Here is a 22904-nt window from a genome sequence, read left to right as displayed (position 1 = left end):
CTCTACGATGGGCAGCGCCGCCACTCCCGCGCGGCCCGCCGAACGAAAGGCCGACGATGTCCCGCAGCGTGCGTGACCGTCTGCGCTCCTGGGTCCGAGCCGAACCCGCCGCGCCGCTCGACGTCGAGACCTGGTCGGCGCCCGCGGCCCGCGAAGGCGACATCCCCGGGGCCGAGGACTGCTCCGAGCTGCTGTGGGCGCGAGGCTTCCTGCTCACCGCCGAGGCGCACCGGCCGCCGCTCCCCCACTGGCGCCGGGAGCGGCTCGGCGGGCGGTGGCTGTCGTGGGATCCGCGCACGCCGCTGGCCGTGGCCCGCGCCGGGTCGGCGTGGGCGGCCGTCCTCGGGAGGGCGATCGACCTCGACGGCTTCTCAGGCGACACCGCCGCGATCGCCGCGACGCTGCTGCGCGCCCGCGCGGGCGGCGGACGCGAGGCGCTGCTCGAGCGCCTCGACGCGCTCTCGGGCCGCTACGCCGTCTTCGACGGCGACGAGCACTCGGCGTTCGTCCAGACCGACGCGGCCGGGATGCGCGCGGTGTTCTACCGGGACGGCGCGCCCGAACCGGCCGTCGCGTCCCATGCCGGACTCGTCGCCGAGCACACCGGCGCGGGCCCTTCGGCCTTCCCCGACCCGGAGCTGCTGCGCGCCGCCGAGGGCGCGTACGCCCTGCCCGGCCGGGCGACGACCTTCGCGGACGTGGTCATGCTGACGCCGAACACCGAGCTCGACCTCGTGGGGGGCCGGGTGCGGCGCTGCTTCCCGCGCCGGGCCCGGGAGCGGCGCACCGCCGGCGAGGTGGTCGACGCGGTGCTGCCGCTGCTCCAGGGCCAGCTGGCCGCGCTGACCGAGACCGAACGGCTGGAGGTCTCGCTCACCGCCGGGCTCGACAGCCGCACCACCCTCGCGCTCACCAGGCCGTTCACCGAGAAGCTCAGCTATTTCACGTACGACACGGTCGGCTCGGGCGGCCCGACCAGGCGCGGCGTCCAGCACGACGTGGCGGTCGCCGCCGAGCTGGCCGGGCGGCTCGGGCTGGAGCACCACCGCATCGAGGTCGAGCGCCGCACACCCGCCGAGCCGCTGCGCTCGGTCATGGAGCGCAACTCGCCGCGGCGCAGCCACCCCGGCCTGTCCGAGGCGCACCGCGCCCACACCCCCGAGCGGGGCCTGCACCTGCGCTCGAACCTGTACGAGATCGGCCGGGCCTACTACCGGTCCAAGCGCGAGCAGCCGCGGACGCTCAAGCCCGCCCACATGGTGGGGCTGCTGACCAAGGGGCGCTCGCAGAGCCCCGAGCTGCGGGCGGCGTTCGCCGAGTACGTGGACGCGACCGGTTTCGACCGTGCGCAGCGGCTGTACGACCCGAGCGACCTGTTCTACTGGGAGCACCGCTCGGGGATGTGGCTCAACGCCCACCTGAGCGAGAGCGACATCGCCTTCGACACGTTCATCCTGGTCAACTCCAGGCTCGTCTACCGGCTGCTGCTCTCGGCGCCGCTGAAGGACCGGATCGCCGGGACGGTGTTCCTGGAGCTGATCCGGCGCAGCTGGCCCGAGGTGCTCGAGGTGCCGGTCAACGGCGAGACGCTCAGATGAGAGTGGACCAGTAGTCCCAGAAGCCGGTGGCGACGACCGCCACGACGGCGCCGTACAGGACCGCCAGCCCGATCCAGTGGTAGCGCAGCAGCTCGTCGACGGGGCCGCGCCAGTCCTCCCCGACCGGGAGGGCGCCGCTGCGGAGGTTGTAGACGGTCGTGAACCAGAAGATCGGCAGGACCGCCGCCCACACGGCCATGCACCACGGGCAGAGCACGCCGATCTCGTACACCGACTGGAAGATCAGCCAGGCGACGAAGGCGAGACCGGCGAGCGTGCCGAGGTTGAAGACGAGCATGATCCAGCGCGGCGGCTCGGCCCGCGACAGCAGCAGCACGCCCGTGAAGACGACGAACGGGAAGGCGACGAGCCCGATGACGGGGTTCGGGAAGCCGAACGCCGAGGCCTGGTCGGTGGCCATGACGGTGCCGCACGACAGGACCGGGTTGAAGTCGCACGAGATGACGTGGCCGGGGTCGATGAGGGAGGCGATGCGCTCGTAGGTGAGGTCGAACGCGGCCGCCAGGCCGACGAGCCCGCCGAGCAGCAGGACCAGCCCCGTGCTCACGCGGCCCTTGTGCTCTCCGGCCGTCTCCCCGAATGCCTCGTCCATCGCCGCCCGTGTCCGTTCCGAAGTCATGGTCATGCAGGACTAACGACCGCACCGACATCGAGGTTGCGGACGCTACTCGGGGATTGGACGTAAGGGGGTGGCCGGCGGTTCCGGGCGAGGCTGAATCCGAGTCGATTTTTCGCCTCGGGGTGCCGATGTACGGCTCGCAGGCTTCGCCGAGAGTGCGGAGGAGGTCCAGCTACCCGGAGGTTGTAACTGGGCCTCCGACAACGCGGCGAGGCGGAAAATCGGCCGGATTCAGCCCGTTCGGAACCGCCGGCCACCCCCTAGCCGCGGATTCCGGCTCCCCCGTCGACCACGAGTGTCTGGCCCGTCACATAGGAGGCCGAAGGGGCGCAGAAGAACGCCGCCGCCGCGGCCACCTCTTCGGGGGTGCCGGGGCGGCCCATCGGGCCGTCGAGGCCGCGCTGGAGTTCGGGGACGGTCGAGGAGCCGGTGCGGATCAGGCCCGGCGCGATCGCGTTGACCGTCACGCCGTCGGCGACGACCTCGGTGGCGAGCGCCTTGGTCAGACCGGTGACCCCGGCCTTCGCGGCGGCGTAGGCGGCCTCGGCCGGGACGGCGTTGACGACGCCGACGGCCGCGGCGACGTTGACGATGCGGCCCCAGCCGCGCTCGGCCATGCCCTGCACGAACGCGCGGGAGACGAGGAAGGAGGTGTCGAGGTTCCGGGCCAGCTCCGTCTGCCAGTCCGCATAGGACAGCTGCGCGACGGGTTTGACGACGGCCGGGTCGGTCTTCGAGGTGAGTCCGGCGTTGTTGACGACGATGTCGACCTCGCCGACGGCGTCGACGACCGCGTCGGCCAGTCCGCCGACCTCGGCCTCGTCGGTGAGGTCGGCGACGAAGCCGACCGCGTCGATCTCTCCGGCGCGTTCGTGGATGCGCTTGGTGGTGGAGACGACGGCGACGGCGGCGCCGAGCAGGCGCAGCCGGGTGGCGATGGCGTAGCCGATGCCGTCGGGGGCGCCGGCGCCGGTCACGAGCGCGATCTTGCCCGCGAGGGAGTCGAGTTCCTGGATCCGGCCGAGCTGGCTCGCCCGCTCGTCCGCGAGTTCGCTCGCGGGCAGGTCGATGACCTCGGCGAGGTCGTCGTCTCGGTCGTATGGCGCTTGCCTCGGGCGCGGTGAGTTCATGGGGGGAGTCTCTCACGGGAGGATGACGAAACGCAGCACCGCCGGGCCCCAATCATGCGAATCGGCGACCGGTCTCGGGGCGGGCCGGGACGCGTGTCACCATCGAGTGATGGGGCCGGAGTTCGGTGAGACGCTGACGGCGTTGGCCCGCAGCGCCGTCGAGACCGGCTTCGCGCCCAGGCCGCCGCACCCGGCCGATCTGCTCGAGCGCGTCGCTCCGCGGCCGAGGATCACGGCATTGGACGATCCGGGGGCGACATTTGTGACCTTGGAGCGCGACTCCCGGCTGCGCGGCTGCATCGGGACGCTGACGGCCTTGCGGCCCTTGGGATACGACGTGGTGCGCAATGCGCGCCTGGCGACGCGGGACCCGCGCACGGCGCCGGTCGGGATCGCCGAGCTGCCGGAGCTGACGGTGACCGTGTCGGTCCTGTCCCCGGCGCGGCCGCTGGCGGTGTACTCCTTCGCCACGCTGCTCGACCGGCTGCGGCCGGGCACCGACGGACTGACGCTGCTCGGCCCCGAGCGGCGCAGGGCCACGTTCCTGCCGTCGGTGTGGCGCTCGCTGACCGAACCGGAGCGGTTCGTGGCGGCGCTGCTGCGCAAGGGCGGCTGGCCGCGGTCACTGTGGACGGCAGACCTGCGTCTGTCCGTGTGGCCCGAAGACCTTGCGGCCGAACGCTATACGGCCGAGTCGTTCAGCGCGCGCTGGGCAGCGTGACGAGTTCGCCCTTCGCGACCACGGCGACCGAGCCGGTGACCGAGACCGAGACGGCTTCGCCGCCTTCGACGACGACCTCGCCGAGCATGCTCGAGGGGCGTCCCATCTCGGCGCCCTGGGCGATCGCGTACGTGTGGACGCCGTCGCCGCTGACGAGGCCCTGCTCGACGAGGTGGACGCCGAGCGCGAGGGCGGCCGAGCCGGTGGCCGGGTCCTCGCCGACGCCGACGTGGAAGAGGCGGCCGTGGACCGCGTTCGTCTCCGGGTCGAAGCTGAAGGGGTAGATCTTCTCGAGGTGCCCGGGGACGTCGACGGCGGCGGTCACGTCGGCGTCGGCGAGCCGCACGAAGTTGTGGGCGTACCCCGCGCTGGTCGTCCGCGGCGCGCCGATGACGCGGGAGGCGTCCAGGCCGCAGGCCGCGGCGGCGGCCGCGGGATCGACGGCGCCGCCGATCTCGATGGCGGTGGAGGTGAGCTTCGCGCTCGCCCCGTCGAGTTCGAGGCTCATGAGACCGGCGGCGCACTCCTGGACCACCGCGCCGCCTGTCGCCTCGACCCGGCCCGAGCCGACCGCGGCGAGCGCCGCGCCGATCGTCGGGTGCCCGGCGAACGGCAGCTCCTCCGTCGGAGTGAAGATCCGGGCCCGGTAGTCGGCCTCACCGGTCGTCGGCGGGAGCACGAACGCGGTCTCCGAGTAACCGAACTCGACCGCGATCGCCTGCATCTGAGCGGTGCTCAGAGCCTGGCCGTCATAGACGACGGCGAGCTGGTTGCCCGCGTAGGGCTGGTCGGTAAAGACGTCGACGATCTCGAAGGACAGCATGTGGGGCAGACTACGCCCGGGCGGCCGCCCGCGTCCACGCGGTTACGATTGGGGCATGTCTGATACCGCCGCAGTAGTCGAAGCCGTCCGAGAGGCGCTCTCGCACGTCGACGACCCCGAGATCCGCCGCCCCATCACCGAGCTGGGGATGGTCGACGCCGTCGAGGTCGAGGGCGGCCGCCTGCGCGTGAGGATCCTGCTGACGGTCGCCGCCTGCCCGCTGCGCGACACGCTCCAGAACGACGTGCGCGAGGCGGCGCTCGGCGTCGACGGCGTCGAGGAGGTCGCGGTCGACTTCGGCGTCATGAGCGACGAGCAGCGGTCGGAGCTCCAGACCAAGTTGCGCGGCCCCGGCGCCGCCGAGCCGGTCATCCCGTTCAACCTGCCGCAGTCGCGCACCCGCGTGTTCGCGGTCGCCTCCGGCAAGGGCGGGGTCGGCAAGTCGTCGATCACGGTGAACCTGGCCGCGGCGATGGCGCGGAAGGGCCTGTCGGTCGGCGTCGTGGACGCCGACATCTACGGCCACTCGGTGCCGCGGATGCTCGGCGTCGAAGGCGCGCCGACGCAGGTCGAGGACATGATCATGCCGCCGCAGTCGCACGGCATGAAGGTGATCTCGATCGGGATGTTCACGCCTGGCAACACCGCCGTGGTGTGGCGCGGTCCGATGCTGCACCGGGCGCTCCAGCAGTTCCTCGCCGACGTCTACTGGGGCGATCTGGACGTGCTGCTGCTGGACCTGCCGCCGGGCACCGGCGACATCGCGATCTCGGTGGCGCAGCTGCTGCCGACCGCCGAGCTGGTCGTGGTGACCACCCCGCAGCAGGCCGCCGCGGAGGTGGCCGAGCGGGCCGGGGCGATCGTCACCCAGACGCACCAGCGGCTCGCGGGCGTGGTCGAGAACATGTCGTGGATGGAGCTGCCCGACGGCTCGCACCTGGAGCCGTTCGGCTCGGGCGGCGGCAAGACCGTCGCCGAGGCGCTCACCAGGGACGTCGGCGCCGAGGTGCCGCTCCTGGGCCAGGTGCCGCTCGACCCGCGGCTGCGCGAGGGCGGCGACGCGGGCGTGCCGCTGGTCCTGTCGGACCCCGAGGCCGAGGCCTCGCGGGCGATCATCGCGGTGGCCGAGCAGCTGGCCGTCCGCAAGGTGTCGCTCGTGGGCAAGCAGCTCGGTCTGACGCCCACCTCCTGACGAACGCGACGACGAGACCGCAGGCGGGCGGGGCGGCCTTCGGGCCGCCCCGCCCGCGTCGGTCCGCGGCCCCGCCGAGGGGCCGGGGCCGCGGAACCCCCACCAACGAGGGCCGGTCAGGCGAAATCGCACTGGAGGAAGTGAAGCTCCTCGGCCTGGCCGGTCGCGATGAAGCCGAACTCGACCTCGCCTCCGGTGGCGATGGTGCCGTTCCAGCCGAGGTCGCTCGTGGTCACCTCCGCGCCGGACTGGCTCCACTCGGCGTTCCACAGGTTCGTGATCCGCTGCCCGCCGCTCCAGGTCCACGGGAGCGTCCATTCGTTGATGGTGCTGTTGCCGTGGTTGCGGACGGTGACCCTGGCCTGGAAGCCCGAGCCCCAGTCGTTGACGATCTCCACCGTGCCCTGGCATTCGCCCTCGTCCGGGGGCCAGGCGGTGGTCGCGGACACTGTCGCGGCGGCCGCTTCCTGGCCTTCGCCGGGCACCGCGGCCACGGTGTAGGTGTACTCGGTGCCCCATTCGATCTCGGTGTCGGTGTAGGCGGTGCCGCCTCCGGGCAGGACGGCGATCCGCGCCCCGTCGCGGCGGATCTCGATCTCGTTGTCCCACGGCGGGGCGTCCCAGGTGAGGGCCACGGTCTCGTAGTCGGCGACGGCCTCGAGGTTCTGGACCGCGGCCAGTTCGTCGGGGTCGGTCGGCGGGTCCTCGCCCTCGCTCTGGTCGGCCAGGAAGGCGGAGATCCACGCCAGCGGCGCGTTCCAGTTGATGGTGACCTCGTTGGTCGACCAGGACTCGATGTCGTCGATGTAGCACTTGGGTCCGGCGCAGCCGGCCAGGTGCTCCTGGGCGACCTCGTCCTGGAGGGCCGAGTTCGGGCCGCCCGCGAGGGTGCCCGGCGGCGGGTTCGGCAGGGACGCGTCGAGCTGGTTCGCCCAGAACCGGTGGTGCTGGTTGTGGGAGTCCTTCTCGCCGTAGCCGGTGACGTAGGACTGCCCGAGGGCGTTGCGTCCCAGGAGGTAGTCCATCGCCTCGCTGACGGTGTCGAGGTAGACCCGCTCGCCGGTGAGGTCGTAGGCGTAGGCGACGACGGTGGCGTTGTTGAGGACCTGGCTGTTCGAGCCCCACACGTAGCTCCAGTTCCGGGGCGCGTACGTGACCGGGTAGCCCTGGGAGGCCGCGTCGTCGACGTAGCCGTCGGCGCCGGCGACGACCGCGTCGCGCACGGCCTGCCGTTCGGCCTCGGACAGGCCGCTGGGTGCCAGCGCGAGCGTCAGGTCGGCCAGCGGCGCGGTCGAGGGCCAGCCGAAGCCGTGGTCGGTGAAGCCCTGGCCGAACCACCATTCCGAGGAGGTCAGGTCGGAGCGGTACTGCGACTCGCCGGTGGTGGTGAACAGTTCGGCGGCGGCCCAGTAGAACTCGTCGGTGGCGTCGCTGTCGGCGTAGGAGCCGCCGCCGGTGCCGTCGTTCGGGTCCGGGTAGCGGTCCGGGTTGGCCTCGGCCGCCGCATAGGCGGTGCGGGCGACGTCGAGGGCCTCGGCGGCGAAGGCCGGGTCGTGGTCCTCCCACAGGCGGGAGGCCTGGGCCGCGGCGGCGGCGAGGTTGAGCGTGGCCGTGACGCTCGGCGGGCTCAGGCGCCGCGTCTCGGGGTCCTCGTGGGGCGGCATGGGCAGGCCGGTCCAGGCCATGTCGTGGACCTTGTGGTGGGCCATGCCCGCGAGCGGCTCGCCTTCGGGGACCTGCATGCTCATCATGAACTCGAGGTTCCAGCGGGCCTCGTCGAGCAGGTCGGGGACGCCGTTGGACGACTCGGGGATGGCGAGGGCGCCGTCGGCGAAGGCCGAGGGGTCGGCGCCGTCGACTTCGAGGGCCCGCTCGTAGGCGTTCTGGAGCTGCCAGGTGGAGATGCCCCCGTTGACGACGTATTTGCCGTGGTCGCCGGCGTCGTACCAGCCGCCGGCGACGTCGAGGGTGTAGTCGCAGGAGCCGTTCAGACAGCCGACGCCGTCGTCGCCCTGGTTGGGGGCGACGTTCACGTGGCCGGCGGGGCGGGCGTACTCGGCGCCGACGTACTGGGCCTCGATCTCGATGCCGCTCCTCTGGTGGTAGAAGAACGCGAGCGCGTCGTCGCGCAGCCCGCTCCAGGGGTCGGCGGCGATGTCGAAGGGGTGGCTCTGCTCGCCTGCGATCTGGAGGCGGTACCCGGTGCCGGGGGTGTCGTAGGCGGAGAAGTCGATGTCGTGGACGCTGTCGCCCGAGGCGGCGTCGGCGCCGTGGACCTCGGTGGTGCCTGAGGCGACGACGGCGCCGGAGGCGTCGACGAGCTCCCAGCTCTGGCCGCTGGAGGCGTCGGTGACGAAGGTGGCGCCCTTGGCGCCGTCGGCGGCGTAGGCGTACTGGTTGACGCGGATGTCGGGGCCTGGATCGGTGTGGTCGGCGCTGGCGGGGAGCTGGGCCAGCGCGCCGACGGCGACGGCGGTGGCGGCGCTCAGCCCCAGGGCGAGCCAGCGGACGGGTCTGCGGCGGGCGGATGCGGCGAATCGCATGAGCTCTGCCTCTCGGTGAGGGACGTGAAAGAGCGAGGGAACGCTCCCATACATAAAATAGACGAACTTCGATATAAAGGCAAGGCTTCGGGGAGGCGCGGCCCGGTCACCGGCCCTTCGCGGCGGGGCGGCTTTGCGAGGGGTCGTTAGGTTCGGGACGAAACGGATCCACACCCCCAGCGATTGGAGATCGCCCATGAGGCTCCGAAGCACCGCGATCCTGGCAGCCGCCCTCCTGGCCGCCGGATGCACCTCCTCCGACGCCGCCGACGATCCGAGCGGGGCCGCGTCGGAGCGCCCGTCCGCGTCGGAGAGCCCGTCCGAGTCGGTCTCGGCGGACCGGCCGATCTACGGCGCCGAGGTGGATCCGCACGAGTTCTGCCCCACCGGGCCCGAGGTCGAGGCGCTGGAGTCGGTGCCGGAGAACGAGGCGGTGGAGCTGTACCACAACGCCACCGTCTACCCCGACGAGGAGGGCGAGCAGGCCGAGGCGGGCGGGGTCTCGTGCCCGTACGCCTACATGGCCGGCGAGGAGGCCGTCGAGCGGCTCGACGCCGACTTCGCCACCCCAGCGGCCGAGCTGGAGGTCCTCGGGGAGGCCGTCGAGGCCGAGCCGGACCCGTCGGCGTTCCCCGAGGCGCCCGAGCACTTCCAGGTCACCGGCTGGGAGCACACCGGGACCGAGGAGGAAGCGGCGGTCTGCCTCAGCGACACCGGCCTGCTCTACAAGGAGTGCGAGGACGGCGCGACGCTGGTCAAGGAGGTCTTCACCCTCACCGGTTTCGACTCGAACCTGCGGGTGGAACTCCAGGTCGAGTACCGCTACGGCGGCGACCCGGCGTCGTACGGCTCCGAGGAGGCCGCCGAGGTCGAGGAGCGGTCCCGCCTGATCGCCGCCGAATTCCTGGCCGTGCTCATCGAGCGGATGCCGACCGCCGGGTAGCCGCCCGGGGCCCTACTGGGCGCTGTGCAGGGCCTCGTTGAGCTCGCCCCACGAGCCCGAGCGCGGCCGCACCTCCAGCACGCCGGTCTGGGTGTTGTTCCAGAACTGGAGGTTGTCCTTGCCGGACAAGGTCGCGGCCTTGACGACCGTCCCGTCCGGCAGCGTCACCTTCGATCCGGCGGTGACGTAGCACCCGGCGGCGACGACGCAGTTGTCGCCCAAGGAGATCCCGATCCCGGCGTTCGCGCCGAGCAGGCAGCGCTCGCCGATCGAGACGACCTCCTTGCCGCCGCCCGAGAGCGTGCCCATGATCGAGGAGCCGCCGCCGATGTCCGAGCCGTCGCCGACGACGACGCCCGCCGAGATGCGGCCCTCGACCATCGAGTTGCCGAGCGTCCCGGCGTTGAAGTTCACGAAGCCCTCGTGCATGACGGTGGTGCCCTCGGCCAGGTGCGCGCCCAGGCGCACCCGCGAGGCGTCGGCGATGCGCACCCCCGGCGGGGTCACGTAGTCGACCATCGGCGGGAACTTGTCCACCGACTTCACCGTCAGCACCTGCCCGGCCCGGCGCAGCCGCAGCCGCGCCTCGGTCACCCGCTCGGCGCGGACCGGGCCGAAGTTCGTCCAGGCGTTGTTGGGCAGGAGCCCGAACTGGCCCGAGAGGTCGACCGAGTGCGGGCGGACGATCCGGTGCGAGAGCAGGTGCAGGCGCAGGTACACGTCGGCGGTGTCGGCCGGCTCCTCGGCCAGGGAGGCGACGGAGACCGCGATGCCCTTGGAGGTGGTGCCGGTGGGGTTCTCGGTGTCGACCTCGGGGGCCTTCAGGCCGTCCGGGGCCTCGCCGAGTCCGAGCTCGGTGAACCACACGTCGAGGACGGTCCCGTCGGCGTCGACGGTCGCCACGCCGATGCCCCATGCTGCGTCAGTCAGGAATTCGCTCACCCTGAGAGCCTATCGGCGCGGCGGGTATCGTCTGCGGGTGTGACAGTACTGAGTGAGGCAGTCCTCGCCGATCCGGTGGCGCTGACCCGCGCCCTGTGCGACATCCGCTCGGTCTCGGGCGAGGAGGCCGAGATCTGCGATGCCGTGGAGGGGGCGCTGGCGCGCCTCGGGCACCTGAAGGTCGAGCGCGTGGGCAACACCCTCGTCGCCCGCACCGAACTGGGGCGCGGGAAGCGGGTCATGCTCGCCGGGCACCTCGACACCGTCCCGGTCAACGGCAACTTCCCCNCCCGCCTCGACGACGACGATCGGTTGTGGGGCCTGGGGACCTCCGACATGAAGTCGGGGACGGCGCTGGCGCTGTGGATCGCCGCCACCGTCCCGAAGCCGAAGTTCGACCTGAGCTTCGCGTTCTACGACTGCGAGGAGATCGAGGCCGAGCGCAACGGGCTCAACCGGCTCTCGAAGTCCCGGCCCGAGCTGCTGGCCGCCGACTTCGCGATCCTCCTGGAGCCGACGTACGGCATGGTCGAGGCCGGGTGCCAGGGGACGATGCGGGCGCGGATCACGGTGCGCGGCAAACGGGCCCACTCGGCGCGCTCGTGGACCGGCAAGAACGCGATCCACGACGCCGCGCGGGTGCTGCACCGCCTCAACGCCTACGGGGCCAGGGAGGTCGAGGTCGACGGCTGCGTCTACCGCGAAGGGCTGAACGCCGTGTCCATCGGCGGCGGCGTCGCCGGGAACGTCATCCCCGACGAGTGCCGGGTGGAGGTGAACTACCGCTTCGCGCCCGACCGGGACGAGGCCGCCGCCGAGGCGCACCTGCGGGAGGTCTTCATCGGGTGGGACGTCGAGATCACCGACTCGGCGCCGTCGTGCCGGCCGGGCCTGGACCGGCCGGAGGCGGCCGAGTTCGTGGCCGCCGCCGGAGGCGAGTTCCGCGCCAAGCTCGGCTGGACCGACGTCGCGCGCTTCGCGACGCTGGGGATCCCGGCCGTCAACTTCGGGCCGGGCGACCCGAACCTCGCCCACAAACAGGACGAACACGTTGAAATCGACATCATCCGCGACTGCGCGGACGCGCTGCGCGCCTATGTCAAGGGGAGATCATGACCATCAAGCGCCGCGTCACCGCCGACGAGCACCTGCTGGACTCGAGCCGCAGTGACGAGTGGAAGCAGAAGGCGTCCTGGCGGACGCTGAAGATCCAGGCCGAGTTCGTGGAGGGCTTCGACACGCTCGAGGAGGCGGAGCTGGGCGACGCCATCGGCGTCTACGGCTCGGCCCGGACCGAGGTCGACTCCGAGGAGTACAAGCTCGGCGTGGAGCTGGGCCGCAAGCTCGGCGAGGCCGGGTTCTCGGTCATCACCGGCGGCGGGCCGGGCGCGATGGAGGCCGCCAACCGGGGCGCGGCCGAGGCGGGCGTCAAATCGGTCGGGCTCGGCATCGAGCTGCCGTTCGAGCAGGGCATCAACGACTACGTGGACATCCAGCTGGACTTCCACTACTTCTTCGTCCGCAAGGTCATGTTCCTGAAGTACTCGTGCGGCTTCTGCGCCCTGCCCGGCGGCTACGGGACGATGGACGAGCTGTTCGAGTCGCTGACGCTGGTGCAGACCGAGAAGGTCGGCAGGTTCCCGATCGCGCTCATCGGCACGACGTACTGGGGCGGCCTGGTGGACTGGCTGCGCAGCAGCATGGTCGAGCAGCGCAAGATCAACGACAAGGACGTGGACCTGATGCTCCTGACCGACGACCTCGACGAGGCCGTCGCCCACATGGGCAAGGCCGGCTGAGGAGCCGCCTCACAATTCGGCGTCGCACGTCGAGGAGATGAAGTCGTCCGCGTTGGCGCGGGGCTCCGTCTCGACCGTGACCGTCTCGCCGTCGCTGCGGAGCCGGGTGATCCATATTCCCGGCTGGAACGCGCATTCGAGCGTGACCGTCCGCCCGCCCTCCAGCTCCATGGTGAGCGACACCGGATTCTCGGGCAGATCGGTCTCGATGAGGAACGAGTCCTCCACGACGTCGGCCTCGGGCTCCTCGTATACCGCGCCGGTCACGGTCGGCTCGTGCTCCATCGACCACACGCCCTCGTCCGATGTGCCCAGGACCTCGCCGTCCGCGCTGACCGGATCGTGGATCGCGTGCCGGAACGGGCACGGCGCGGGCTCGACACTGGTCGACGCCAGGCATTCCGAGACCTGCTCGTCGACCACCTCCTGGATGGCGTCGAGCGATTCGGGCGCGACCGTCATCGACGGCGGCCCCACCACGATGTGATCGATGCCCTCGCCGTCGGAGAACGGGTCGAGCAGGACCTCGGGTTCCCGATCCTCCATCTCGACGACTCCCGGTATCGAACGGTAGAACTCGTAGACGCCGGGAAACAGATACCAGCGGTGATTGTCCACGGAGACGTCTACCGGCATGATCGCATCGTTGACGTGCATGTACAGGGCCGGAGACGGCTGCATCTGGACCAGCGAGAGGACGTTGATCAGCTTCCAGTCACCGCTCGCGTCCCACTTCACCGTGTATTCGCCGCTCCGATCGCCCACATTGGTCGAGAACTCGGCCCGGACATAGGCCCAGCTGCCTTCCACGCGATCCAGCGTCGCCGAATCGAGCTCCCAGCCGTCGCCGATGGCCTCGGGGACCAGGAAGGCCCTGTCTTCCTCTTCATGCGGGAAGCCGAGCTCGTCAATGAGCGAGACCGCGGTCTCGGCGTCCTTGTCCTCCAAGGCGGTGAAGAACGCCTCGACCGTCGCGACGGCCTCCTCGCCCGGACCGGGCTCGTCGGGCTCGGGCCAGAGGACGACCGCGCCGACGGCGAGGACCACCGCGATGAGCACCGAACCCCACAGCACCGGGCGCCCGCGCCGGCGGGAAGGGGGTTCGTCGACGGCGTCATCGGCGGGTTCGGTGTCCGTCATGAGAGGTCACGCTCCAAGGGGCCGCGGTATTCGCCCGATGCTACGAACCCTCTGCAAACGGCGCGTGCTACAGGCTCCGGTGGGGGTTCTTCGGGGGTCGGTGGCCCTTGATCGAGGCGACCATGTCGAGGACCTCGCGGGTGGCGGCCACGTCGTGGGCGCGGAAGACCCTGGCGCCGTTCCAGGCCGAGACGGCGGTGGCCGCGAGGGTGCCGTTCAGGCGCCGGTCCACCGGCAGGTCGAGGGTCTCGCCGACGAAGTCCTTGCGGGACAGGGCCACCAAGGTCGGCCAGCCGGTCCCGGTCAGCTCGTCGAGCCTGCGGGTCAGCTCCAGGGAGTGGTGGGTGGTCTTGCCGAAGTCGTGGGTGGGGTCGATGAGGATGCCGTCGGCGCGGACGCCCTCGTCCACGGCCGCCTCCGCGCGCGCCACGAGTTCGGCCCGCACCTCGGCGACGACGTCGCCGTAGGCGGGCCGCTCCGCGACGGTCCGCGGCTCCAGCCCGCCGGTGTGGGAGCAGACGAGCCCGGCGCCGGTGTCGGCGGCGACCTTGACCACCCCCGGGTCCCAGCCCGCCCAGGTGTCGTTGATGAGCTCGGCTCCGGCCGCCACGGCCTCGCGGGCGACCTCGCCGCGCCACGTGTCGACCGAGATCACCAGCTCGGGGTGGGCGTCGTGGACGGCGGCCACGAAGGGCACGACCCGGTCGATCTCCTCGGCCGCGGTCACCTCGGGGCCGTCGCCAGCCTTGACGCCGCCGACGTCGACGATGTCGGCGCCGCTCGCCACCGCGTTCGCGACGGCGGCCAGGGCCGCGTCGAACTCGAAGGTGGCCCCGGCGTCGTAGAAGGAGTCGGGCGTGCGGTTCACGATCGCCATGACCGCGTAGTCGCCCTCACCGAACGTCCTTCGCCCCAGTTTCAACACGCGCATTCGTCTATGCTGTCAGCCGCGCCCGATTCCCGCCAATGAAGGAGCCTCCATGCCGCGGTTCGACCGGTCCCACACCGACGATCTCGCCGAGTACATCCGCCTCTCGCCCACCCCGTACCACGCCTGCGCCGTGGCCGGGGCCAGGCTGGAGGCGGCCGGGTTCCGGCGGCTCCGCGAGGCGGACGCGTGGCCCGGCGAGAGCGGCGGCTACTACGTCGTCCGCGACGGCTCGATCATCGCGTGGCGCCAGGGCGGCCCGGTGGAGGCCTTCCGGATCTTCGGCGCGCACACCGACACCCCGACGCTGAAGGTCAAGCCCAGGCCGGACACCGGCTCGGGCGGCTGGAAGCAGGTCGCCTGCGAGGTCTACGGCGGCGTCCCGCGCGACACCTGGCTCGACCGGGACCTCGGCGTGGCCGGACGGCTGGTCATGCGCGACGGCTCCCACGTGCTCGTCCACGTCGACCGGCCGGTGCTGCGCGTGCCGCGCCTGGCGATCCACCTCGACCGGAAGGTCAACGAGGAGGGCCAGAAGCTCAACCCGCAGACGCAGTTCACGCCCGTGTGGGGCCTCGGCGAGCCGCGCGCGGGCGAGTTCCTGGAGTTCGCGGCCGCCGAGGCGGGCGTCGAGGCGAAGGACGTGCTCGGCTTCGACCTGTTCACCGCGGCCTGCGACCGGCCGTCCTACCTCGGCAAGGACGGCGAGCTGTTCGCCGCCTGGCGCCTGGACAACCTGCTGAGCACCCACGCCGGGCTCGCCGCGCTCATCGCCGCCGAGGACGCCGAGCAGACGCCGGTGTTCGTCTCCTTCAACTACGAGGAGATCGGCTCGATGACCTACTCGGCCGCGCAGAGCCCCTTCCTGGAGAGCGTCCTGCGCCGCGTCGCGGGCGGCGACTTCGAGCGCTTCGCGCGGATCACGGCCGCCTCCCGGATGATGTCGGCCGACACCGGCAACGCCCTGCACCCCAACTACGCCGAGCGGCACGAGCCGGGCCACCACCCGATGCCGAACGGCGGTCCCATGATCAAGGTCAGCGCGAACCAGCGCTACGCCACCGGAGCCGAGGAGCAGGCCGTGTTCACCGCGGCGGCCGAGCGCGCCGGGATCCCGTGGCAGTACTACGTCAACCGCAACGACATCCCCGGCGGCACCACGATCGGGCCGCTCTCCGGCACCCAGCTGGGAGTGCTGACTGTGGACGTCGGCGCGCCGATCCTGTCGATGCACTCCTCGCGGGAGCTGTGCGGCGCCGACGACCCGGCCTACCTGGCGGACTTGGCACTCGGCCTCTACACATGCCCCTGACTCCCCGTGGACGGCCCGGCACACGGTCATCACACAGGTGAGCCGCTCCCGGTAAGGTGAGTCGCATCCGTGCGACGTCAGAGTCGCATCCGCGCGACCCCCCGGGAGGCAGTGTTGAGTTGGCGGACCGAATTGGAGCGCGCGGCGCAGGCGCTGCGCGATGTCGCCGGGTTCGCCGACCGCGCCGAACGCCTGCTGGCGGAAGAGGAGTCGCACCTGGCGGTCACCGACACGACGCGGCGGCGCCGCGAGCTGTCGGCCAGGCTGCGCCAGGCCGCCGAGGCCGCCGCGAGCGGCTGGCTCGGCGACGAGCTCCACACCGTCGCCCCCGGTACTCCGGTATGGACTGACGAACCTGCTTCGGGCGCAGTGCGGCTCGGCGTCGCCGAGCTCGACGGCGACCCGGTCTTCCCCGCGCTGATCGAGCTGCTCGGCCGCGGGCACCTCGCCGTCGACGCCGACGCCGCCGACCCGCGCGTCGCCGGGCTCCTCCAGAGCCTCCTGGTGCGCCTCGTCGCGGCCTACCCGGGCCTGGAGCTCAGCCTCGTCGACGGCGTCACGCTCGGCCAGGTCTTCTCCCCCGCGACGCCCCTGGTCGACGCCGGGCTCGCCGACCATGTCGCCACCGACCACCTCGCCCTCGGCCGGGTCCTCACCGACGCCGAGAAGCGCCTCCAGGAGGTCCGCGACATCGCCGCGCGCGGCCAGTCGATCGCGAACCGGCCCTTCCACCTCGTCATGGTCGCCGGGATGCCCCCGCAGGTCGGCAGGAGCGTCCGCGAGCGCCTCGCCGCGCTCGCCCACGCCGGCCCGGCCGCCCGCACCCACCTGGTGCTGTGCGGCTGGCGCACCGCCCTGGGCGGCGAGACCCTCCCCGCGCTCGAACACGCCACGTATCTGACGTGCGGGGACGAGATCCGGCTCGGCGAGCTGCCGCTGCCGGTCCGCCTCGACCAGACGCCGTCGCCGAGCCTGACGCGGGCCGTGTTCGACGCGAGGGCCGAGCAGCGGCGGGAGGCCTCGACGCTCACCGTCGCCGACCTCGTGCCCGAGGAGGTCTGGACGGAGTCGAGCCGGGCGGGCCTGTCCACGGTCATCGGGCGCGACCCGGGCGGCGACGTCACCGTCTCCTTCGACGACGCGACCCCGCACTGGCTCATCGGCGGGCGCACCGGCGGCGGCAAGACCGTGTTCCTCCTCGACGTGCTCTACGGCCTGGCCACCCGCTACTCCCCCGAGGAGCTGGAGCTGTACCTGCTCGACTTCAAAGAGGGCGTCTCGTTCACCGAGTTCACGCCCTCGGCGATCGACGAGTCGTGGATCCCGCACGTCAGGGCCGTCGGCGTCGAGTCCGACCGCGAGTACGGCGTCGCCGTCCTCGGCGCGCTGCGCTCCGAGCTGTCCAGACGCGCGGGACTGATGAAGCGGGCCGGGGCCACCAGGCTCGCCCGGCTGCGCGAGCTGCGCCCGGACGCGCGCCTGCCGCGCATCGTCGCCGTCGTCGACGAGTTCCACGTCCTGTTCTCCGGCAACGACCGCCTCGCGCGCGAGGCGGTGGCGCACCTGGAGGAGCTGGCCCGCAAGGGCCGCTCCTACGGCGTCCACCTGGTGCTCGCCTCGCAGACGATCTCCGGCGTCGAGGCGCTGTACGCCAAGAAGGACTCGATCTTCGGGCAGTTCCCGCTGCGGGTGGCGCTGCCGGGCGCCAGGCACCTGCTGGCCGACGACAACTACGCCGCCGAGTCCATCACCCTCGGGCAGGCCGTCGTCAACGACTCCGGCGGCGTCAAGGGCCGCAACCGCACCCTGGCCTTCCCCGACGCCTCGTCCGCCGAGGACCTCCTGGCCGCGCTGCGGCGCGGCCTGTGGGAGCGGCGCGAGTCCGACGCGCGGCCGGTCGTCTTCCGCGGCTTCGACGAGCAGCACCTGGCCGACGACCCGAGCTACGCGGCGCTGCGGCCGTCGCCGACGCCGCGGGCGCTGCTCGGCCGGGCCGTGGACGTCGACGTCTCGACCGTCGGCTACCACTTCGACCGCAGCCCCGGGCGCCACCTGGCGGTCCTGGGCACCTCACCGGTCGCCGCCGACGTGCTGGCCGCCGCCGCGACCTCGCTGGGGCAGCAGCACGAGCCGGGGAGCGTGGAGTTCCTGATCGCGGCCACCGCCGCCGGAGCCGAGGACGTGGCCGCCGGGGCGCTGGCGGCCCTGGAGTCGGTCGGGCACCGCTGCCGGAGCCTCGCGCCCGGTGAGGTCCTCGCGGACCGCGCCGGTCCGGCCTACCTCGTGTGGTTCGGCGCCGACGGGGCCGACGGCTCGCCCGGCGCGCTGCGCGAGCTCATGCTGCACGGCCCGGCCACGGGCCTGCACCTGATCGGCTGGTGGCGCGGGGCCAGGCGCTTCCTCGACGACATCGGCGGGGCGTCCAACCGCGAGCACTGCGCGGGCCTGGTGGCCCTCAACGTGGCCGCCTCGGATCTGGGCGCGGTCACCGGCGATCCGAACATCGGCTGGGAGCCGCGCGCGAACCGCTGCCTGGTCATCGACCGGCACGCGGGCACCGAGCGGCTCGCGGTGCCGTACGTCAGGCCGGGCCGCCTCGACGAGTACGGGACCCGGTGATGGTCATCGAGGAGGCTGCGCGGTGAACGCCCTGAACGACTACAACGAGCTCGTCCACGAGCTGGCGAAGCTGGACGCCGACACCGCGGCGGGCGCCGAGCGGACGGGCAAGCGGCTCGCGCGGCGGCGCCAGGCCCTGGAGGCGCTGCGGACCGAGCTCGACGAGGAGGTCGCCTCGCTCGCCGAGGGCTGCGCGGCGCTGCGGCGCCCCGTGCCCGATCTGGCGCCCGCCCCGCCGGCCGCCCAGGGAGGCGACGGCGCGGACGGCGAGGTGGAGACCGTCCTGCGGGACGCGCGGGTGCGCCTGCGGGAGGCCGGGGACGCGCGCCTGGCGACGATGCGGGCGGCGCAGCGCCCCACGCTCCTGCCGCGCGCGCACCACGTCGTGCGCGAACTGCTCGTCTACGGCGCCGCGATGGCCGTCTGCTTCTCGGGGCAGCTGATCTGGCTGCGCGCCACCGGCGGCGGGGACTCCTCGTGGTGGGTCGCCTTCCTGCCTCCGGTCCTGGCCGCGCTGGTGGGATATGTGCTGGTGGGGGCGGCCAACAAGCCGCGCGTGCCGATGTACGACCGGGCCGGGAAGCCGATCAAGGCGGTCGTGCCCCACAACCCGCGTCTCGGAGTGACGCTCGCGGTCGTCACAATGGCGCTGTTCGCTTATGTCGCGTTCTTCGCGTGAGAGCCTTTGGAGGGTCCTGTGAGCTTGGTGCTGCCGGTCGTGGTCGCGGCCATCGGCGTGTGGATCGCGTTCTCGATCGTCGTCTGGGCCACCGGCCGGGACGGCCTGCAAGACGACGAGGCCGAGGGCGCGCCTCCGGGCCTGGACGAGGAGGAGGCGGTGACCGAGGAGAAGGTCGGCTCGCTGCGCTTCGACACGGGCCTGCGCGGCTACCGCATGGATCAGGTGGACGCGGCCCTGAACCGGCTCGCCTGGGAGATCGGGCGCCGCGACGAGATGCTGGCGGAGTTGGAGAAGGAGCTGGCCGGCGTCGAGCGCTCCGGCGCGGACGAGGGCGAGGCTCCGGCCGCCGAGGCGGACGCCGAGCGGTAGGGCTCCCGGTCGGGAGTGAGGCACGGCGCGGCGGGCCGGGCACGGCGAGGCCGCGCGGCGCGAACGTGATGGGATTGGACGATGCGTTATTGGCTGCTGGTGTTGAACGAGGACGACTTCACTGAGCAACAGGCCTATGAGGTCGACTCGGTCAAGTCCGCCGCCGGTGTCCCCGCGGGCGCCGAGGACGGCGACGAGGTGGCCCTGGCGGGCCCCGGCGGGGTCTTCGCACTGGGCCGGGTCGAGGGCGAGGCCGTCGCCTACCGCCGCCGCCTCGAGGAGCCGTCCGAGGCCGCCGTGCCGCTCGAAGGGCCCGAGGAGGGCTGGGCGCCGCTGGACGAGGCCGCGTGGGGCTCGCTGGTCGGCGCGCTGCCGACGGCCGAGCGCCGCAGCGACTGGCTGGTGACGCTGTCGATCCCGATCGAGGCCGTGGACCGGGCCGAGGCCGTGCGCCGGTTCTGGTCCTATGTCCGCTCGCTGGGCCCGACGGAGCTGCCGACGTTCGTCGCCCCCTACGGCCGCGAGATCGACGGCACCGCGTTCCTCCTCGGTGTCGAGCACGAACAGGACCCCGAGGAATAAGCCCTCTATCCAGGCACGATTCCATATGCCCTGTTTGACTCTTATGGGCGATTTCTCCGGAACTTTGTCACATACCCGGAGGGGCGAGTTGGCTCTCGCCCATGTCATCGGGGAAACTTGATCTAGCAACGTCGAGTCGCAACCTGCGACCTTGGATCGAGGGGAGACGAATATGGCGGCCATGAAGCCGCGGACTGGTGATGGTCCGTTGGAGGTTACCCAGGAGGGCCGCGGCGTCATCATGCGGGTCCCGCTGGAAGGCGGAGGCCGGCTCGTGGTCGAAATGACTCCGGAGGAAGCCGAGACGCTCAACAAAGAGCTCCAAGGCGCACTCGAGTAGTCGACGCCAAGCACCCCACCCGGCGCACACCCCACCGCCGAACGGACACTGGAGACTCGCCTCGGGCACGCGTTTGAGGCGAGTCTTCGCTATGCGCGCGAACGGACCGGTGAGGATCACCCCGATGCGGATCCGTGTGCCGTTCTTGCGGCCGTAGGCGACAATGGGACCAACGGAACGGGCCCCTGCCGGACCGGCTCCAGCCGATCGGCGCTCAGCGGACGTCCACCAGCGCAGGCCGTACCCACGAGGGGACAAGACATGAGCTACGGCACCGACCAACCCCAGGCCTCCCCCGGCGCTCCTCCCCCGGAGCACCGGCCGGTCGGGCGGCAGACCTCGGCCTGGTGGAACCCCGAAGCCCCCGCCGACCCCTGGCGCGACCCCGCCAGCCACGCCGTCATCGAGACCAGGCCGGCCCCCGTCGCTCCCCCGATCGAGCCGCTCCGGCCCCGTCCGGCGACGGCGCCGCGCGCCGGCCTCGGCCTGGTCGTCGCCGTCTCGGCGGTCGTGGCGCTCGTCGCCGGGACCCTCGGGGCCGCCATCGGCATCTGGGCGACCCGCACGGACGCCCTCGGCGGCACCATCACCGGCGCCCAGCCGCAGGTCGACCGCGCGCCCGACTCGGTGGCCGGGGTCGTCGAGGGCATCATGCCCTCGGTGGTCACGGTGCTGACCCCCGGCGGCGGCAACGGCTCGGGCTTCATCGTCAGCGACGACGGCTACATCATGACCAACCACCACGTGGTGGTCGGCGGCGGCACTGAACCGGCCGAGCAGCTGGAGGTCCTGTTCAACGACGGCGAGGTCGCCACGGCCGACGTCGTCGGCTCGGACCCGGACTCCGATGTGGCCGTCCTGAAGATCGACGGCGAGGACCATCCGGCGATGGTCCTGGCCGACTCCGACCAAATGGCCGTGGGCGACCCGGTGCTCGCGATCGGCGCGCCGCTCGGGCTGTCCTCGACCGTCACCGAGGGGATCGTCTCGGCGATCGACCGGCCGGTCCTGACGCAGGACTCCACCGGCGAGATCGAGTCGGTCATGGCCGCGATCCAGACGGACGCGGCGATCAATCCCGGCAACTCCGGCGGGCCGCTCACCGACGTCGCCGGGCAGGTCATCGGCATCAACACGGCGATCGCCTCGACGGCCGCCGAAGGCGAGCAGGCCGGGAGCATCGGCATCGGCTTCGCGATCCCGATCAACCAGGCCAAGCGCATCGCCGACGAGATCATCGCGACCGGCTCGGCCTCGCACACGGTGCTCGGTGCCGAGCTGGGCGACGAGGAGCTGGGCGTCGGCGTGGTCTTGAGCGAGATCCTGCCGGACTCCCCGGCCGCGGAGGCGGGCCTCCAGAACGGCGACGTGCTGACCAGCTTCGACGGCAAGACCGTCACCGAGAACACGGAGCTGATCGCGCTCGTCCGCAAGCTCGCGCCGGGCACCACGGTGACCGTGGTCTACGAGCGCGACGGCCAGGAGCACAGCGCCCAGGTGACCCTGGCCGCGGCCGCCGACTGACGCCGCGGCGCGGGCGTGCGTCTTCACCCGGTGAGGGCGCGTCCCGAGCCGACGCCTGATCCGCGTGCGCGCGGACGTACGAGCCGTGACCTCGCCGAGACCCCGCGCGGGCCGCCTTGGCATTCGTTCCGGCAAGCGAATACTCTTGGCGAAGATTCGTCGGCGTCAGGGAGGTCAGGGTGTTCGGAGGTTTCGGAGGAGTCGAGTTCCTCGTCATCATCCTCATCGCCATCTTCCTGTGGGGCCCCGACAAGCTGCCCGAGGCGCTGCGCAACCTCCGCCGGTTCATCGCCAAGGCCCGCCAGATGGCCTCGAACGCCGCCTCCGACCTCAGCCGCGAGATCGGCACCGACATCAAGCCCGAGGACCTCAACCCCAAGACCTTCGTCCGCAAGCACATCCTGAGCGAAGAGGACCAGGAGATGCTGACCAACCCGCTCAAGGCCACGATGAAGGACCTCCAGGAGGGCACCAAGCCGCTCAAGGACGACCTCGAGGAGACCACCCGCGGCATCGAGGACACCCGGCGCAAGGTGAACGGCAGCCGCGTCCGCGGGAGCGCTTCGAAGGCCGTCGGCGGCGAGTCGACCGGCGAGCGGGCCGCGAACCGCTACGACGACGCCACCTGAGCCGCCGTTCGCCCCCGTACGGGCCGCGCATGTCACACGCGCCTGCGACACTGCCTGGATGATAGGAAAATGGCACGGACTCATCATCGACTGCCCTGATCCGCAGCGGCTCTCCGCGTTCTACCGCGAACTGCTCGGCATGGTGCAGGTGCAGGACGACGGCGACTGGGTGGTCATCGGCGACGCCGCCGACCGGCCCGGGATCGCCTTCCAGCAGGCCGAGGTCTACCGCACCCCGACCTGGCCGGACCCGGAGGTCCACCAGCAGATGCACATCGACGTGAGGGTCGACGACCTCGACGAGGGCGAGCGGGCGGTGCTGGAGCTCGGCGCGAGGCGCCTCGAGGGCGGCGGCGAGGGCTTCCGGGTCTTCGCCGACCCGGCGGGGCACCCCTTCTGCCTGGTCCGCTTCTAGCGGACACGCGTCCGGCGGCGCGAGCTCGTGCTC

Annotated in this window: 21 protein-coding genes and 1 pseudogene; 15 read left to right on the top strand and 7 right to left on the bottom strand. The window is 72.1% G+C overall.

The annotated features are described in order from the left end of the window. Window positions 1–68: 68 nt before the first annotated feature. Window positions 69–1598, top strand: a complete 1530-nt coding sequence (locus YWW_RS0106120) for an asparagine synthetase B family protein (protein ID WP_155829963.1) — start codon at window positions 69–71, stop codon at window positions 1596–1598. Here the strand turns inward: YWW_RS0106120 and YWW_RS0106115 are convergent. Together YWW_RS0106115 and YWW_RS28650 are read right to left on the bottom strand one after the other, a co-directional pair. Next, window positions 1591–2211 carry a vitamin K epoxide reductase family protein gene (locus tag YWW_RS0106115; RefSeq protein ID WP_026929417.1) on the bottom strand — a complete coding sequence of 207 codons (621 nt, stop codon included), beginning with the start codon at window positions 2209–2211 and terminating at the stop codon, window positions 1591–1593. The two genes, YWW_RS0106120 and YWW_RS0106115, sit on opposite strands and share 8 nt — an antisense overlap. 287 nt (window positions 2212–2498) lie before the next feature. Beyond that, window positions 2499–3384: pseudogene (locus YWW_RS28650) on the bottom strand (SDR family NAD(P)-dependent oxidoreductase). A gap of 93 nt (window positions 3385–3477) precedes the next feature. On the opposite strand from YWW_RS28650, the gene amrA reads away from it, so the two are divergent. Next, entirely contained in the window at window positions 3478–4089 is a 612-nt protein-coding gene (amrA, locus tag YWW_RS28645) for an AmmeMemoRadiSam system protein A (RefSeq protein ID WP_051325439.1), read from the top strand. On the opposite strand, the gene YWW_RS0106100 is transcribed toward amrA, so the two are convergent. Further along, window positions 4067–4912 carry a PhzF family phenazine biosynthesis protein gene (locus tag YWW_RS0106100; protein ID WP_026929416.1) on the bottom strand — a complete coding sequence of 282 codons (846 nt, stop codon included), beginning with the start codon at window positions 4910–4912 and terminating at the stop codon, window positions 4067–4069. The two genes, amrA and YWW_RS0106100, sit on opposite strands and share 23 nt — an antisense overlap. A 55-nt stretch (window positions 4913–4967) precedes the next feature. On the opposite strand from YWW_RS0106100, the gene YWW_RS0106095 reads away from it, so the two are divergent. Further along, the gene (locus tag YWW_RS0106095) at window positions 4968–6104 is read left to right on the top strand and encodes an Mrp/NBP35 family ATP-binding protein (RefSeq protein WP_026929415.1); all 1137 of its coding nucleotides are present in this window, start codon (window positions 4968–4970) and stop codon (window positions 6102–6104) included. A gap of 116 nt (window positions 6105–6220) precedes the next feature. Here YWW_RS0106095 and YWW_RS28640 read toward each other — a convergent pair whose 3' ends face one another. Next, the gene (locus YWW_RS28640; protein WP_051325438.1) at window positions 6221–8647 is read right to left on the bottom strand and encodes a glycoside hydrolase family 9 protein; all 2427 of its coding nucleotides are present in this window, start codon (window positions 8645–8647) and stop codon (window positions 6221–6223) included. Window positions 8648–8843: 196 nt separating this feature from the next. Here YWW_RS28640 and YWW_RS0106085 point away from each other — a divergent pair, with 196 nt between their 5' ends. Continuing rightward, window positions 8844–9590 (top strand): hypothetical protein, encoded by a 747-nt coding sequence (locus tag YWW_RS0106085; protein ID WP_026929414.1) that lies wholly within the window; start codon window positions 8844–8846, stop codon window positions 9588–9590. Between the two features lie 12 nt (window positions 9591–9602). Here the strand turns inward: YWW_RS0106085 and dapD are convergent, their stop codons facing one another. After that, the gene (gene dapD, locus YWW_RS0106080) at window positions 9603–10532 is read right to left on the bottom strand and encodes a 2,3,4,5-tetrahydropyridine-2,6-dicarboxylate N-succinyltransferase (RefSeq protein ID WP_026929413.1); all 930 of its coding nucleotides are present in this window, start codon (window positions 10530–10532) and stop codon (window positions 9603–9605) included. Between the two features lie 39 nt (window positions 10533–10571). Here dapD and dapE point away from each other — a divergent pair, with 39 nt between their 5' ends. Both dapE and YWW_RS28635 read left to right on the top strand, forming a co-directional pair. Continuing rightward, the gene (gene dapE / locus YWW_RS0106075; protein WP_035704109.1) at window positions 10572–11648 is read left to right on the top strand and encodes a succinyl-diaminopimelate desuccinylase; all 1077 of its coding nucleotides are present in this window, start codon (window positions 10572–10574) and stop codon (window positions 11646–11648) included. Next, window positions 11645–12331, top strand: coding sequence for an LOG family protein (locus tag YWW_RS28635; RefSeq protein ID WP_081687229.1), 687 nt, complete (start codon window positions 11645–11647; stop codon window positions 12329–12331). Before dapE ends, YWW_RS28635 begins: the two co-directional genes overlap by 4 nt. Before the next feature lie 9 nt (window positions 12332–12340). Here YWW_RS28635 and YWW_RS0106065 read toward each other — a convergent pair whose 3' ends face one another. Together YWW_RS0106065 and folP are read right to left on the bottom strand one after the other, a co-directional pair. Beyond that, window positions 12341–13471: a hypothetical protein gene (locus YWW_RS0106065; protein ID WP_026929411.1), complete on the bottom strand. Its 1131-nt coding sequence runs from the start codon at window positions 13469–13471 to the stop codon at window positions 12341–12343. A 67-nt stretch (window positions 13472–13538) separates the two neighbouring features. Beyond that, a complete protein-coding gene (folP, locus tag YWW_RS0106060; RefSeq protein ID WP_026929410.1) occupies window positions 13539–14402 on the bottom strand; it encodes a dihydropteroate synthase in 864 nt (287 codons plus the stop codon). A gap of 49 nt (window positions 14403–14451) precedes the next feature. Between folP and YWW_RS0106055 the strand changes: the two genes are divergently transcribed. The 9 genes from YWW_RS0106055 (at window position 14452) to YWW_RS0106015 (ending at window position 22871) form a co-directional block, all read left to right on the top strand. Next, window positions 14452–15711: a M18 family aminopeptidase gene (locus YWW_RS0106055; protein ID WP_026929409.1), complete on the top strand. Its 1260-nt coding sequence runs from the start codon at window positions 14452–14454 to the stop codon at window positions 15709–15711. A gap of 114 nt (window positions 15712–15825) precedes the next feature. Continuing rightward, complete coding sequence (locus YWW_RS28630) at window positions 15826–18330, top strand: FtsK/SpoIIIE domain-containing protein (RefSeq protein WP_211228448.1); 2505 nt, start codon at window positions 15826–15828, stop codon at window positions 18328–18330. Window positions 18331–18352: 22 nt separating this feature from the next. Then, window positions 18353–19009 (top strand): hypothetical protein, encoded by a 657-nt coding sequence (locus YWW_RS0106045; protein WP_026929408.1) that lies wholly within the window; start codon window positions 18353–18355, stop codon window positions 19007–19009. 18 nt (window positions 19010–19027) lie between these two features. Then, the gene (locus tag YWW_RS28625) at window positions 19028–19381 is read left to right on the top strand and encodes a DivIVA domain-containing protein (RefSeq protein WP_051325436.1); all 354 of its coding nucleotides are present in this window, start codon (window positions 19028–19030) and stop codon (window positions 19379–19381) included. 81 nt (window positions 19382–19462) lie between these two features. Next, window positions 19463–19963 carry a hypothetical protein gene (locus YWW_RS37250; RefSeq protein ID WP_026929407.1) on the top strand — a complete coding sequence of 167 codons (501 nt, stop codon included), beginning with the start codon at window positions 19463–19465 and terminating at the stop codon, window positions 19961–19963. Between the two features lie 172 nt (window positions 19964–20135). Continuing rightward, on the top strand, window positions 20136–20303 hold the full coding sequence (locus YWW_RS34855) for a DUF3117 domain-containing protein (RefSeq protein WP_081687227.1): 168 nt from the start codon (window positions 20136–20138) through the stop codon (window positions 20301–20303). 261 nt (window positions 20304–20564) lie between these two features. Beyond that, window positions 20565–21827 carry a S1C family serine protease gene (locus tag YWW_RS0106025; RefSeq protein WP_026929406.1) on the top strand — a complete coding sequence of 421 codons (1263 nt, stop codon included), beginning with the start codon at window positions 20565–20567 and terminating at the stop codon, window positions 21825–21827. 179 nt (window positions 21828–22006) lie between these two features. Further along, a complete protein-coding gene (locus YWW_RS28620) occupies window positions 22007–22456 on the top strand; it encodes a twin-arginine translocase TatA/TatE family subunit (protein WP_051325435.1) in 450 nt (149 codons plus the stop codon). A 58-nt stretch (window positions 22457–22514) separates the two neighbouring features. After that, window positions 22515–22871 (top strand): VOC family protein, encoded by a 357-nt coding sequence (locus YWW_RS0106015; protein ID WP_026929405.1) that lies wholly within the window; start codon window positions 22515–22517, stop codon window positions 22869–22871. The last annotated feature ends 33 nt before the right edge of the window (window positions 22872–22904 follow it).

It is taken from the genome of Glycomyces tenuis DSM 44171 (assembly GCF_000427885.1).
Lineage (GTDB): Bacteria > Actinomycetota > Actinomycetes > Mycobacteriales > Micromonosporaceae > Glycomyces > Glycomyces tenuis.
The sequence above is the reverse complement of the archived record's forward strand: the minus strand, read 5'-3'. Positions and strand labels throughout refer to the sequence as shown.

What these genes read in the sequence shown, in the direction of transcription:
- YWW_RS0106100 (WP_026929416.1), bottom strand. Translation starts at nt 4,912, where the DNA reads ATGCTGTCCTTCGAGATCGTCGACGTCTTTACCGACCAGCCCTACGCG.
- YWW_RS0106085 (WP_026929414.1), top strand. Translation starts at nt 8,844, where the DNA reads ATGAGGCTCCGAAGCACCGCGATCCTGGCAGCCGCCCTCCTGGCCGCC.
- YWW_RS0106095 (WP_026929415.1), top strand. Translation starts at nt 4,968, where the DNA reads ATGTCTGATACCGCCGCAGTAGTCGAAGCCGTCCGAGAGGCGCTCTCG.
- YWW_RS0106015 (WP_026929405.1), top strand. Translation starts at nt 22,515, where the DNA reads ATGATAGGAAAATGGCACGGACTCATCATCGACTGCCCTGATCCGCAG.
- amrA (WP_051325439.1), top strand. Translation starts at nt 3,478, where the DNA reads ATGGGGCCGGAGTTCGGTGAGACGCTGACGGCGTTGGCCCGCAGCGCC.
- YWW_RS0106055 (WP_026929409.1), top strand. Translation starts at nt 14,452, where the DNA reads ATGCCGCGGTTCGACCGGTCCCACACCGACGATCTCGCCGAGTACATC.
- YWW_RS0106025 (WP_026929406.1), top strand. Translation starts at nt 20,565, where the DNA reads ATGAGCTACGGCACCGACCAACCCCAGGCCTCCCCCGGCGCTCCTCCC.
- YWW_RS0106115 (WP_026929417.1), bottom strand. Translation starts at nt 2,211, where the DNA reads ATGGACGAGGCATTCGGGGAGACGGCCGGAGAGCACAAGGGCCGCGTG.
- YWW_RS34855 (WP_081687227.1), top strand. Translation starts at nt 20,136, where the DNA reads ATGGCGGCCATGAAGCCGCGGACTGGTGATGGTCCGTTGGAGGTTACC.
- YWW_RS37250 (WP_026929407.1), top strand. Translation starts at nt 19,463, where the DNA reads ATGCGTTATTGGCTGCTGGTGTTGAACGAGGACGACTTCACTGAGCAA.
- YWW_RS0106065 (WP_026929411.1), bottom strand. Translation starts at nt 13,471, where the DNA reads ATGACGGACACCGAACCCGCCGATGACGCCGTCGACGAACCCCCTTCC.
- YWW_RS28640 (WP_051325438.1), bottom strand. Translation starts at nt 8,647, where the DNA reads ATGCGATTCGCCGCATCCGCCCGCCGCAGACCCGTCCGCTGGCTCGCC.
- folP (WP_026929410.1), bottom strand. Translation starts at nt 14,402, where the DNA reads ATGCGCGTGTTGAAACTGGGGCGAAGGACGTTCGGTGAGGGCGACTAC.
- YWW_RS28635 (WP_081687229.1), top strand. Translation starts at nt 11,645, where the DNA reads ATGACCATCAAGCGCCGCGTCACCGCCGACGAGCACCTGCTGGACTCG.